Source organism: Paenibacillus silvestris (assembly GCF_009882985.1).
Lineage (GTDB): Bacteria > Bacillota > Bacilli > Paenibacillales > NBRC-103111 > Paenibacillus_E > Paenibacillus_E silvestris.
Window position 1 is genome coordinate 132,532 of the sequence record NZ_WTUZ01000004.1, and the last position, 13,607, is coordinate 146,138.

Below are 13,607 nucleotides of genomic sequence, written 5' to 3' on the forward strand. Positions count from 1 at the left end.
TGGTATCAACTTCATGCGATAATGTACGCAGTCGAATCTTTGAATTGGCATAAAGAAAGTGAGATTGTCATGAAGCTGAATTTGCCCCGTTATCAAATGAAACTGTTCGCATTATGTCTACTGCTTGGCGCCATACCTGTTATGGCGCTGGGCATTTTTTCGTATATGAAATCATCGAGCATCATTGAAAGCAAGGTGCTCAAAGGAAATGAGCAGCTTCTTCAGCAAACGCAAATCCAAATTGAAAACACGCTAAAAATCATCGATTTCTCTATCTTTCAACTTGGAAATTCACAGGTGGTTACTGATATTTTGCCAATACCGATAAAGGCTAATGATTTCCCGCTAGTTGACAGATTGCTGGAAACGATGCAGCGTATTCAAATTTACGAACTGGGAATACGCGATATTCGACTGATTAATATTGATCAGCAGTGGGTGATTAGTGATAAGGGTTACAGCAAACTCGAAGAATCGGAGGACCTCGAGCTGTTTCGTTCTTCTTCTCCTCTAGACAGGCAGTTCAAATGGATCACACAAACGGTGGCAGGAAAAGCAGGAAAACCTCCACAAACGAATGTGTTTTTGTTCAAGCAATTTCCGAATCTATCAGCGAACCCTAGTGCTTTTCTGGTGACCCAAATGTCAAATCTGGAGCTGTTCAAAGTACTTCCCAAAAGCAGTGATCTGGGGTCGTTGATCATTTTAGACGATAAGGGCAATATTATCGCAACCGATATGGCGTCTTCATTGGATACGAATGTTCGAAATACACCGCTGTTGAAAGAGATGACCGAAGCTTCAGATCCTACTGGATACCGTATTCAACAAATGGGTAAGGAAGAATACGGCTTCACATACCGCAAATCGTCCTATAACGGATGGACCTACCTATCTGTGGTTTCGCTAGACAGCCTCACAAGGGAATCGCAATCGATCGGTTGGGCTACGATATGGGCTTGTTTCATCATCATTGCTCTAATTTCCATACTTTCGCTGAAAGGGGCAAATAAACTGTATTTGCCTGTCCGAAGTTTATATCAAAGGTCTGCACAACCGGGCGAAGTTTCTGATTCTCAAACTCCGAAGGATGAGTTCAAGGTCATCGAAAGCCGAATGGAAAAAATGTCGCAAAATTATATGAATATGACCAACTATGTACAAAGTTTAAGGAACCAACTGAAACCGTTTATGATTTATAAATTAGTGCAGGGGGAGCTGTCGACCAAAGAGATTGAAGAGCAGATCGAGCTTTTCGGTCATACCCCTGAATTCCGATGGCTTGCTGTCGTGGTGATTCTAATTGATACACTTGAGCCTACCCGCTACCAAGAAAGCGACCGTGACCTGTTACTGTTTGCGGTCAGCAATATTGTCGAGGAGCTAGTGCCGATCAAGTACCGCATAAATCCGGTAGTCATTGAGCAATCGCAGGTAACCATCATCCGTGGTAATCACGATTCACCAGAGGCATTTAAGGAGTTTCTCTATGAAACGATCAAGCAGGTTCAGGCCAGCGTGCTAACATTTCTAGACCTTCACGTCAGCGCAGGAATTAGCCGCCCTTTCCAAATGTATAAAGATACTCCCAAGGCATATGAAGAGGGACTGGATGCGCTTAAGTATCGGATTACGAAAGATACGGAGACGATCCTCTTTATCGAAAATGAAGAGCCAGAGAAGCAAATGGTATTTTTCCCTGATCATTTGGAGAAGCAGCTAGTGGAAGCAGTGAAGTTCGCGGATGAGAAGCGGGCCAATGTGCTATTAAAGGAATTTCTACAAATATTGTCTAATCGGGAGCTAACACATAACCAGATGTATAACTGGCTGATGAAGCTTCTGCTAGATTTGCTGTACATCCCGGAGCGGCAGGATCGGGCTCTCTTCTCACTGGATACCGATGCGATTCCGTTGTATGAACAATTGAAACGATTCAACACGATTCAGGAGATTGAGCATTGGTTCATGGTGCAAATTATTGAGCCGATTATCCATACGGAGGATCAGAACAAGGAAGCGCCGCACCACAAAATATCGAATGAGGTCATCCGGATTATTCAAAGTGAATATGACCGTGAGTTAACGCTGGAGGAATGCGCCTCTCGACTTAATTATCATTCCAGCTACATCCGACGTGCGTTGAAAAAAAGCTTGAATAGTAATTTTACTGACTATTTGCTATCCTACCGGATGGAAATCGCCAAGAAGTGGCTGTCGGAAACAGAAATGAAAATAGCCGATATGTCGCAAAAGCTTCAATATAATAACTCGCAAAATTTTATACGCTATTTCAAGAAAACGACAGGTTTGACACCGGGGCAATACCGGGAAATGATTTTAAATGAAAATCGTGAGAAGTAACTTTGTTGGCAGAGGGTACAACTGGAGATTCTCCTGTTAATGATGGTGCTGAAACACGCGGATAGAATAACTGGAGTTTCTCCAGTTAAATCAGCTCCTGCGCCCGATTTTAAGTGAAACTTGAGGAATTAGCTGGAGAATTTCCATCTATTCGCCTGGAATCAACTGATTTAATACAAATTAGCTCCAGTATTTCCAGTTAAAATGGGGAGCAGGCACTGAAGCAGGACCGCATGAAGGAATCAGCGATTTGATCGCTGATTCCTTTTTTGTGTTATGGCATGTAGGTTGACTGCATACTTTCTTGGCATCAGATGTATGATCTATTCGTGGCTGGACAGTCCATGGGAGAGAACTATTCACAGGAGGCTCTGTTTGTTCCAATGCATGCACAAAATCAATCCATTCAACACGAAAACAAGAAATCGGAGTAAAGCTGATGATCGAGAGAGGGAAGGGACAGGAAAAAATAGATTGATCAATGAACGCAATCGGTAACCGCAAAGCCTTAATAAGCTTGATAAGCGAGGTAGCCAAAGAGTTGCAGCAAGCTAATGATTATGCGAGTAGTAAGAAGCTAGACCTAGCCCATCTGAAGAAATTTACCATAGACCTCTGTAAGGGAGGGGAGTACGTGAACTTTCAAGGTAATTTGGCAGAACTTCGACATGCCAACCGTGAGGCGGAGAAGTTGGATACTGAGGACTGGGATATGGATAGACTGGAGGGCAAGAAGCAAGAGGTCGACATAAATCTGATTTTCACGAGGGCGATGGGGAGATATTCATCGCTTTTTTTGTTTCATATAATTGATGATCTTGTCCCCTAGCATTCGTCCATACCAATTGAGACTATTAATCATTACCTAATAGGAGATTCATAATTCTTTTGAGAGTGGTGGTAGTGATGTCCTATACGGTTCCTGTAGTTTCAATCTTCACAGCTGGATCAGCCTCTGGCGGTACTTCGCAAGAGCGGCAAGCCCGGCAAGGAAATGACATTTCGAGCTCGAACCTCGCATGGGGTAGCGGTTTCTCCCCTGGTGTAAGGTGCGGTATGACGTTTACTGCGTTAGCTCGTTATAACACACCTACTACAATTGACAGCAGATCTGTAACTAGTTTAGATGATCCTAGACTCATCGCCTTATTCGATATGGCCAAAAGACAAACGAACAATGCCACTGCGCTCTATGTCATCTATGTAAGCGGGGAATTTCTCACCAGTTCCGGCAACGTCATTGGCATGGGTGGACCGCGCTTCAAATTTTACAACAGCACAACGGATTATGGTCTGTATGGACATATCGTCATGAGCGATGGAGCGCTAAATTCGTACGGGCTTGCACATGAAGCTGGGCACTGCTTATTCGGCAGGTTTTTGAATAGTAACCAGAACAGCTTTACGATTAACGATCCATCGAATCCTGGCAGTGATCACAGCAACAATCCACAAAATCTCATGTTTCCAACGATTCCGAACCAAAATCCAGAAATCGTAGCATCTCAGTGCAGCACCGCTAGACTAAGCAAAATCGTGTCGCAGAACGCTACGAACAGCCGTGGCAAAATTATTAAAAACAATTTGACGACGATGAAAAAGCTAAACGCCAGAATCATTGCAAAAATGAGATATATGAAGAAGGATACGTTACGTCGTCGCCCTGCAAAAGCGATAATGAGAAGAAGTAAAGTGAGATAATAGTTGAATGAACAAGCTTGCTATTAATAAAGCTGTTCCGGATCCGTCTTAGCGGACGATCCGGAACAGCTTTTTGCGTTTACAAGTATGCGGTGGTACATAATGTACATAAAACCGGCAACCGATGTCTCCTCGTCATGAATTTTCTAGTATGAACAAGCTTTTCGCAAGAATTTGTTAATGTATTCAAGAATGTTGGAGGCTATAGTAAAGCGTATGTTCGACGGAATGCAGGTAACCACCAAAGAGAAACGGAGGCAGAACAATGAAGCTTGTCAAAAACATCGATAGGAGACAAATCGGGGAGGATCGCAGCACTAAGACAGAAGTGAGTAGGACAGCCTCCATCAGGAGTGCGATCACGAAAGATTTGTTTTTATATGCGCTGATTGCCCCTGGACTGTTGTATTTTCTGATATTCAAATATGTCCCGATGTGGGGAGTGTTAATTTCGTTTCAAAACTATTCCCCTTTCTTAGGTTTCTTTAAGAGTGAATGGGTTGGATTTGAACATTTCGCTAGGCTATTCTCGAATGCAGACTTTTATATGCTGTTTCGCAATACGATGGCGATTAATGTGCTCAGTCTAGTTTTCTTCTTTCCGCTTCCAATTGCAGTGGCACTATTACTGAACGAGCTGCAGAAAGAGTGGTTTAAGAAATCGCTGCAGTCTGTCGTCTACTTGCCACACTTTCTATCATGGGTTGTTATCGTCGGGCTGAGTCTGCTGCTGTTATCGAAGGAACACGGTGTACTCAATCAGTTGCTAGAGCTAGTAGGTTGGGGACCAATCGAATTCTTAACGGAGCCGAAATACTTCTGGGCACTGCTAACAGCACAAACAATATGGAAGGAATTGGGGTGGGGAACAGTCATTTTCCTAGCTGCAATCGCAGGTGTAGACCCACAGCTGTATGAAGCTGCGAAGATGGATGGTGCTGGTCGAATTCGGATGATGTGGAACGTAACATTGCCCTCGATCCGGAATGTCATTGTCATTCTATTAATTCTGCGGATTGGCCACATGATGGATGTCGGGTTCGAGCAGGTGTTTCTGATGATGAACGGAGCTGTAGCGGATGTAGCAGAAGTATTTGATACTTACGTATTCAGAGTAGGGATTAAACAAGGCGATTTCAGTTACAGTACGGCTGTCGGTTTATTTAAATCTATTGTGGGTCTTGTGCTAGTCATCGGAGCTAACAAGCTTTCCAAAAAATTCGGGGAGGAAGGGGTGTATTAATGACATCCATCAACAATCGGATTCGAATCTCACTCTCCGATCGGGTGTTTCGGGTGAGCAATATCGCATTTTTAATCATACTGGGGCTTGTGTGTCTGTTTCCTTTCTATTATGTACTCGTCGTTTCATTCGCTACTCCGGTTGAATATCGTCAGGGAGGGTTGATGCTCTGGCCTCATGACTGGACGCTGGTTTCGTATCGATACATCTTGGCGACACCATCCTTCATCCGGGCGGCCGGAGTCTCGCTATTCCTAGCTGTTGTCGGTACGGTTGCCAGTTTGGTCGTTACATCTTCGCTCGCTTACGGTCTGTCACGCAAACGGCTTAAGGGAAGAAAGCTGGTACTCCTGCTTATTCTGATAACGACTTTATTCAATCCGGGTATCATTCCGGGCTATCTGGTGGTCAAGGAGCTTGGTATGATCAACAGCTTAACATCGCTCATTCTGCCAGTTCTTACGAGCGGTTGGTACGTGCTGCTGATGAAGGGGTTTTTCGATTCAATCCCTGCAAGCCTGGAAGAATCTGCACGAATTGACGGCTGTAACGATGTAAGCGTCTGGTTTCGTATCATTTTGCCGCTTTCACTCTCATCGTTGGCTGCTTTCGGGCTGTTTTACGCCGTTGCTTACTGGAATACTTTCTTCTCCGCTGTATTGTTCATTAATGATGCAGAGAAATGGCCACTGCAAATTTTCTTGCAGAATCTGCTCATTGATTCGTCAACGGCGCTCGGTGTCGATTCACTAGTTGATATGGACATGCAGAACATCCCTGCGGATACGAAGAAGATGGCAGCAATTGTACTGTCCACACTACCTATTCTCATGGTATATCCGTTTCTTCAGAAGCACTTTGCCAAAGGGACCATGGTTGGTTCCGTGAAGGAATGATATCATAAACAACATCAAAGGGAGGATTTACAATGAAAGGCACAAAGAGAGGGATGCTGGCGTTGATCGTGATGGTTGCGGCAACGCTGACGCTTTCCGCCTGTTCGGGCGGAGGAACCAAGGGCAATGGGAGCGGTGCTCAGCAGGCACCAGGAAATGCGGCCGAAACAAAGCCGCTTGATGTAAGCGTTCTTTCAATTTATTACCAGAAGGAACCGCCGTCCAAAGATAATACAGTGCTGAAGGAAGTCGAGAAGCGGACAAATACCAATCTGAATATTACATGGGTTGCTCCTAATAATTTCTCGGAAAAGGTCAATGTGACGCTGGCTTCCGGTGATCTTCCCGACCTGATGCTGGTTACCGACATCGCCAATGCTTCTTTCCGGACGATGGCCAAGCAAGGAGCATTCTGGGATTTGACGGAAATGATCAAGGGCTATCCGAATCTAATGAAGTTCCCCGACATTACATTCGCCAATACGAAAATTGAGGGCAAACTCTACGGTGTACCTCGGGTACGGCCGACAGAGGGCAACGCCCAGCCGCTTATCCGTGCCGATTGGCTCTCCAAGCTGAACCTGAAGATGCCGGAAACGACAGAAGATCTGTATCAGGTAATGAAGGCTTTCAAAGAGAGCGCGCCAGACGGGCAAAAGGATACGATCGGACTATCAGGTTACGTCAATCAGAATGATATGGGGCAATTCGGTTTCATTGAGAACAGCTTCATTGGTAACAGTGGCAAGTACAAAGTCGTCGACGGCAAAATCACGGATATGACGTTTAGTCCCGAAATGAGGCAGTCGCTGGAATGGTTCCGACGTGCGTATAAAGAAGGATTAATTCCTCAAGATTTCGCACTCCTTAAGCACAATCAGGCCAAAGATCTCGCCTTTGCGGGGAAAGCGGGTATCTTCCCGGATAAGCCGAATCAGGAGCCGGCGATGGTGCAGGGCGTTGCCTCGGCAGTTCCCGGTTCGAAGCCTGATTTTGCCTGGATGCCTTCTCTAACCGGGCCAACCGGTACGAAGTATGCCGCCAAGGGCAACGGCCATTTCGGCATGTTCGTCATCTCGAAGAAGGTGCCGGAGGACAAGGTGAAGAAGCTGCTGGCATTCCTGGATTACGGTGCTTCGGATGAAGGCTCGGAGTTAGCAAACTATGGGATGAAGGATGTACATTTCAATCTACAGGGCGACAATCGCGTGCTTACGGATGCGGCCAAGAATGATCCGAGCTTCCAGTTCATGCAAAATATTTTCATGATGTTCGATAAATATGCGAACGTGGCTCTAGGGATGACACCGGAACTGACAAAGAGGGACAAGGCGTATATCGATGCAGCTGAGAAAGTAAGCATCGCAAGTCCTCTTGATGGCGTTACATCGCCAACTGCTCAGAAGCTGGGCAGCGACTACGACAAGAAGATTCAAGATATGAAGACGAAGGTTATCATGGAGAAAGTTACACTCGGCGATTGGGACCAGTTCGTCGCGGGGCTTAAGACCGACACCAATTACATGAAAATGCAAGAGGAGTACAATACCGAATATCAGAAGAAGGTTGGCTCCAAATAATAGAAGTCCCTCATGGGTTCGTCTCGAACTCACGGGGGCTTGCTTAATGATCGGGTGCTATACTGGGCATACGGGGTGATGTTGTGTGATCAACTGGAGAACAAAATTCATAAGGAGACTCGGAAAGTCCGGCAAGGGTGAATACTTCCGCAGAAGCTTAATCCTTGTTTTGCTGATAACGAGTGTTCCTTCAGCCTTGATCGCGGTTAGCAATTACCTGATTGGGACCAGCCAGATCGAGAAGCAAGTCAATAAGCTGCATAAAGTTAAGATTGAGCAGTTCTCTCAGGCAATGAACGAACAGATTTCACAGATGGAATTGGTGTTGAGTCGATGGTCGACTAACCCCATGTTCGGTGATCGATTGGATCGCATTGAATTTATAGAACAGATTTCGCAAACACATGATTTGATGCAAAATATGCTGGTTGTCGGTGGATCCAATTTGTTAATCGGCGACGCTCAACTGTACCTATCCCGACAAAATGCCATGATCGGGTCGGATGGTATTCACTATCTCAACGATGCGCAAACGGCTTCGTTTCAAGCTATTTTGCGCGATCACGCCGGTCTGCTCTGGGCTTACGGTCTTCCGGACTTCGCCAGCAAGACATCCGTTTCACCGGTATCGCTGATTTTTAAGCTTCCATGGGCGTCGGATTCGCCTTTCGGAGCTTTTGTCGTCCATTTGAGCCGTACGGAAATGTTAACGATGCTCGAACATTACGTCGCCGATGGACAAGGCGCAGCTCTGCTTATTCGACCCGATGGCGAATGGGTAGTCAAGCCTGAAGAGCACAATTTGGCGTTCCAAGAACAGCTAAGAAGTGAGATTAAGCGGCATCAGGGAGAAAGCGGGGAATTCTCGTTTCATTGGCAGAAGGAGTCATTCGTTGTTACGTACGGTAAGGTTTCCAAAACGGGATGGCTATATGCCATCGCGAGTCCAGTCACGGAGTTGACTGGACCTGTCGTTCTGACTTCCAAGCTTATACTCATAACGAGCATGATTGGCATTCTCGTGTCCATTGCGCTTGGATGGTTTGCTTCCAACCAATTGTACAGACCGATTGGTAAATTGGTTGCTCTGTTCCGCTCGGGGCGAGAGGACTCTGCAGGTCCGATTCCGCGAGAAATTCAATTTATTGAAGATGAATGGATGAAGTTGTCGAGTGAGAGTGTCAGTATGCGAGATCGAATCCGGCAGTCACTTCCCTTCCTGAGGGAGGGTTTCTTTCTTCAGCTAGTACAGGGACATCTGTATGCGCTGCGGGAGCAAGAGCTGCAAACTAGGATGGGAGAGCTCGGACTAGACGCTACGAACCGCAAGATCTCTTTATTATATGTTCAATTATCAGGTCTTAGCGAGTCAAAACGCTTTCGAGAGCACGATCAACAATTGGTTACTTTCGCAGCAGCTAACATTGTGGGGGAAATCTCGGCGGCACGCGCCGATTCCACGCATATCATTAACTTTCAGGATTTATCAGTCGGCGTTCTATTACTGTATCCAGAAGATGCCGTATTGGAAGGGATTCGCAACGAATTATTCGTATGGTCACAGGAGATGGCGATAACGATCAGCAACGTACTTGGTTTGCAAGTTACCGTTGTACTGGGCAGGCTTACTCATCAAATCGGGCACATTCCTGAGATGCTGGAACAAGCACGGCAAGCTGCGAGATTCCGGGATATGCAGGAGAACTGTCAGGTTATCGATATGGAGGAAGTGACGTTAAGTTCGCGCCCAGCAGCTCCCTTTCCTTTTGCCGTCGAGAAAGAGCTGCTTCAGGTCATGCGACTCGGGATGGAGGAAGAGGCTTATAGGCTGCTCGACCGTTTCGTCGAAGAGGTGGAAGCTGCAGCAGAATGGGAGTTGACGGTATGCCAGTCTCTGATGCAGCTCGTATACGGGATGCGCCACATGTTTATTGAGACTGGATTCCAGCAGCATCCTCTCCTAATCGACAGCCATCTAATAGAGGAGCTATTCGCCGTTAAAGAGGCGGTACTGCTCAAGAAGGTCGTCAAGACGAGAATTATGGCACCTTACCTGGAGCAATTCCAAGTTCTCCAGAACGGTCGTATGCGGCATATCATCGAACAGGTGATTCGCCTCATGGAGGAGCGATATCGTGAGGACTTATCTTTGGACGAATGTGCGCGGGCTGTTGCATCGAATCCGTATACACTCAGCAGATCGTTCAAACAGGTAACCGGTTTTACTTTCGTCGATTATTTAACACGCTTGCGAATCAGGAAAGCGAAGGAGCTGCTGCTTACGACGGGGCTTAAAGTGAACGAAATCGCGGAACACGTAGGCTACCAGCACTCCTATTTTAATAAAATATTCAAAGGAAGCGAAGGCATGACGCCTACACAATTCCGGGACCAATACAAATCATAGCAAAAGGCGGGATAGCATGATCAGGCTGTTTCAGACGCATTATGTTCGACAAGTGACCGAATTGGAGGGTTTGTGGGATTTCATCCCGTTAGCTCCTGATGAGGAGATTCCTGCTCCCGGTACTGTGGGATACACGTATAGGCTTGTTGTGCCCGGCTGCTGGGAGCAGCACCCAGAGCTTGCCTCCTATCGGGGGCGAGGAGCTTATCGACGAATGATCCAGATTGACGCAATAACCTCATTGCGGTTCGAGTTTAAGGGCGTCAGCCACACAGCTAGAGTGTTCTTCGACGGTGCTTTGATAGCTGAACATTACAATGCATATACAGCCTTTACGGCGAAAGTGCACGATGTCCAGCCGGGGCTGCATGAGCTGATCGTCGAGGTGGACAATTCGTTCAGTGCAGCTTCTTCCTTGCACATCCCCAATGACTACTATACTTATGGTGGATTGATTCGACCTGTGGCTATGGAAAATATAGGGGACTGTACGATTGAAGCTATTAAGTTCATACCTCACTCGGATCAAGATGGCTGGAAGGCACATATTACTGCCATCATTCAGAACGAATTGGAACAAAAGCAAACGGTTCGGTTGATAGGGCAGCTTGCGTCCACTAAGCTTGATTTTGGCCTAATTGAAGTGCAGCCGGGGGTGGGCTCTTTGACGAGTGTGACTCAATCATTCCGCTTCCCTGATGTCCGCCCATGGTCAGCTCATGATCCTCAACTGTATGAGCTTCGACTTGATTTGTATGATGTTAAGAAGGAATTACCGGTCGATGATTTGGTAGAAAGGGTCGGATTCCGCGTCGTCGAGGTGAGAAACGGAAGCATAACGGTGAACAATGATCCTATCTACTTGAAAGGATTTAATCGCCATGAAGATCATGCTATTGCCGGCCCCTCGCTTCCGCTGTCATTGATGGTAGCTGATTTGGAGTTAATGGTCGGAACTGGAGCGAATGCTGTCCGAACGAGCCACTATCCGAATGACGAGCGGTTTCTTGATCTTTGCGATGAACGGGGCTTATTCGTCTGGGAGGAGAACCATGCGCGGGGGCTCAGCTTGGAGCAGATGAGTAATCCTCATTTTATCCGCCAATGCGAAGCGGTGAACCGGGAAATGGTGGAGCAGCACATCAACCACCCATCTATTATTTTGTGGGCCGTTCTCAACGAGTGCGCAAGCGATTCAGCGGGTGGACGCGAGCATTACCAGCGGCAAATGCAGCAAATCCGCGAGTTGGATGCAAGCCGACCACTGACTTTCGCTTCACACCATAGGGAAAAGGAGATGTGCTTCGATCTGGCAGATATGGTTTCCGTCAATTTGTATCCACAGTGGTACACCGATGAAGATCCAGGGGAGTTATGCGACCGGATCCGGGCGTTTGCCGAAGAGAATGGAGGCAGAGGAAAGCCGATGATCATAAGCGAGTTCGGGGCGGACGGATATTATGGTTTCCGGTCCCCGATTCGGGTTAAGGGTTCTGAGGAGCGCCAAGGAGACATTCTAGAACTGAATTTGGCTGCTTATGCTTCTCGACCTTATGTATCAGGCACATTTATCTGGCAGTTCTGCGACTGCAGGGTTACTGAAGCGACAGGCTGGCTGTTGACACGAGCCATGGTTAAGAATAGTAAAGGGATCGTCGATGAGTACAGACGGCCGAAACTGGCTTATGATGTTGTAAAGAAATATTATGGGTGTCCGTCGAGCCGAGTTTAATAAATAAAGTAAAAACCATTGTAAAACCAAAGATGATTCCTGTATTGTACAGGGGTCATCTTTTTTTATAGAATTCCAACCTATTATAGGCTCCACAACGTAACAAGCAATAAAAGTCCACCATTCTAGAAATGATCGGGTTTCGTAAGCGCTCTCTATCTTTTACAATGAAGGAAGTCATAGACTGCAGCTATGAGCACATGAGAAGGAAGTAGAGAGGGGCTCGAATTGATGTCAATTAATCGCTGGAAACTTATCCCTATATGTTTGGTTTTCATTCTGACGACTGTTCTCGTGTTATCTGGTTGTACGAAATCGGATAGCGGAAGTTCAAATACGAATAGCTCTACAGGCGCTGCAACTAGTACGGCTAACAATGGTGAGCGCATTACCCTTCGGTTTACGGGCTGGGGTTCTCCAGATGATCTGGCCGCATACAAGGTTGCTATTACGAAGTTCGAAAAGACGCATCCGAATATTAAAGTAGATTTCCAAGCCATCTCAGCGGATTACGATACTAAGCTGACTACAATGGTTGCCGGCAATGATGTACCGGATGTAGCGATGATGGAATCAGGGAGCATTGCTTTCCCTCTTGCCGAACAAGGCAAGTTCCTTAATTTACAGGATTTTCTAGCAAAAGATAAGGAAATTAATAAGGATGTACTGGTACCGAACATCACGTATTCGCTTGAACCCGGGAATGTGATCGGGATCGCATCGGGGCCGGAAACATTCAGTCTTTTCTACAATGAAGATGTATTTAAGGAAGCGGGAATTGAACCTCCGCCTTCGGACGCCTCCAAAGCGTGGAATTGGGATCAATTCGTAGATATTGCCAAGCGGCTGACGATTGACAGTAAAGGGAAGAACGCGACGGAGGAAGGGTTCGATCCGAAGAACATTCGGCAGTTCGGCATCAACCTTCCGACTTGGTGGGGGGCTTACAGCAACTTTATTTACTCAAACGGCGGAGACTTTCTGTCGGCAGATGGCAAGACGCTAGCGATTAATGAGCCGGCAGCAGCGGAGGCCATACAGAAATTAGCTGATCTGATCAACGTGCATCATGTTGCCCCGTCAGCGCTGCAAGCCAAAAATATTCCTGGTACAAACGTAGCACTTCAAACCAAGAAAGTAGCCATGGCTATTGACGGACAATGGGCGAGTACAGCGCTCGCGCAGTCCAAGTTCAACTTTAATGTGGGTGTTCTGCCTGTTATGAAAGAGCCGGTTACGACGGTTGTCTGCGCGATGTTCTCCATCTTCAAGACGACTAAACATCCGCAGGAATCATGGGAGCTGCTCAAGGCACTGCTTGATCCGGAAGCATCCTTGGATTTGCTGACGGCTGGCACATTGATGCCTGCTCACAAAGACTGGTATACAAATGATGAGAAGTTAGCGAAATGGACGAAAAATCTACCTTCGCGTCCGTCTGGTTACCAAGGAGCCGTTATTGATATGCTGCTTAATCATAGCCATGCTACACCAACGGCTTATGTTAAAAACTTCAGCAAAATCATGGATGATATTAATCCGGCACTGGATAAAGTTTGGCTTGGCAAGCAATCAGCCAAGGAGGCACTAGACGCGGTTGCTGTGAAAGCGCAGGAACATGTACAGGGGCGACGCGACGTTAAGTAGCAAATCGGAAATAGCAGATGACCAATTGAGGACAACG

General features: G+C 46.6%; 9 protein-coding genes. All 9 read left to right on the top strand.

Annotated features, from left to right (window positions below; all coding sequences use genetic code 11):
* Nucleotides 1-21 precede the first annotated feature (21 nt).
* The 9 genes from GQF01_RS01665 (at nt 22) to GQF01_RS01705 (ending at nt 13,570) form a co-directional block, all read left to right on the top strand.
* Nucleotides 22-2,364, top strand: coding sequence for a helix-turn-helix domain-containing protein (locus GQF01_RS01665; protein WP_161405117.1), 2,343 nt, complete (start codon nt 22-24; stop codon nt 2,362-2,364).
* A 481-nt stretch (nt 2,365-2,845) separates the two neighbouring features.
* A complete protein-coding gene (locus GQF01_RS01670) occupies nt 2,846-3,193 on the top strand; it encodes a hypothetical protein (protein ID WP_161405119.1) in 348 nt (115 codons plus the stop codon).
* 59 nt (nt 3,194-3,252) lie between these two features.
* Entirely contained in the window at nt 3,253-4,065 is an 813-nt protein-coding gene (locus GQF01_RS01675; protein ID WP_161405121.1) for a hypothetical protein, read from the top strand.
* Between the two features lie 265 nt (nt 4,066-4,330).
* Nucleotides 4,331-5,308, top strand: coding sequence for an ABC transporter permease (locus GQF01_RS01680; RefSeq protein WP_161405123.1), 978 nt, complete (start codon nt 4,331-4,333; stop codon nt 5,306-5,308).
* Nucleotides 5,308-6,204, top strand: coding sequence for a carbohydrate ABC transporter permease (locus tag GQF01_RS01685; RefSeq protein ID WP_161405125.1), 897 nt, complete (start codon nt 5,308-5,310; stop codon nt 6,202-6,204). Before GQF01_RS01680 ends, GQF01_RS01685 begins: the two co-directional genes overlap by 1 nt.
* Before the next feature lie 32 nt (nt 6,205-6,236).
* The gene (locus GQF01_RS01690) at nt 6,237-7,784 is read left to right on the top strand and encodes a type 2 periplasmic-binding domain-containing protein (protein WP_161405127.1); all 1,548 of its coding nucleotides are present in this window, start codon (nt 6,237-6,239) and stop codon (nt 7,782-7,784) included.
* A gap of 169 nt (nt 7,785-7,953) precedes the next feature.
* Nucleotides 7,954-10,191 (top strand): cache domain-containing protein, encoded by a 2,238-nt coding sequence (locus GQF01_RS01695; protein WP_161405129.1) that lies wholly within the window; start codon nt 7,954-7,956, stop codon nt 10,189-10,191.
* A 16-nt stretch (nt 10,192-10,207) separates the two neighbouring features.
* Entirely contained in the window at nt 10,208-11,923 is a 1,716-nt protein-coding gene (locus GQF01_RS01700; RefSeq protein WP_161405131.1) for a glycoside hydrolase family 2 protein, read from the top strand.
* A 231-nt stretch (nt 11,924-12,154) separates the two neighbouring features.
* Nucleotides 12,155-13,570, top strand: a complete 1,416-nt coding sequence (locus tag GQF01_RS01705) for an ABC transporter substrate-binding protein (protein ID WP_161405133.1) — start codon at nt 12,155-12,157, stop codon at nt 13,568-13,570.
* Nucleotides 13,571-13,607: the final 37 nt, after the last annotated feature.

Excerpts from the sequence above, each read along its gene's own strand:
- GQF01_RS01665 (WP_161405117.1), top strand. The coding sequence starts at position 22 with ATGTACGCAGTCGAATCTTTGAATTGGCATAAAGAAAGTGAGATTGTC.
- GQF01_RS01670 (WP_161405119.1), top strand. The coding sequence starts at position 2,846 with ATGAACGCAATCGGTAACCGCAAAGCCTTAATAAGCTTGATAAGCGAG.
- GQF01_RS01680 (WP_161405123.1), top strand. The coding sequence starts at position 4,331 with ATGAAGCTTGTCAAAAACATCGATAGGAGACAAATCGGGGAGGATCGC.
- GQF01_RS01685 (WP_161405125.1), top strand. The coding sequence starts at position 5,308 with ATGACATCCATCAACAATCGGATTCGAATCTCACTCTCCGATCGGGTG.
- GQF01_RS01690 (WP_161405127.1), top strand. The coding sequence starts at position 6,237 with ATGAAAGGCACAAAGAGAGGGATGCTGGCGTTGATCGTGATGGTTGCG.
- GQF01_RS01700 (WP_161405131.1), top strand. The coding sequence starts at position 10,208 with ATGATCAGGCTGTTTCAGACGCATTATGTTCGACAAGTGACCGAATTG.
- GQF01_RS01705 (WP_161405133.1), top strand. The coding sequence starts at position 12,155 with ATGTCAATTAATCGCTGGAAACTTATCCCTATATGTTTGGTTTTCATT.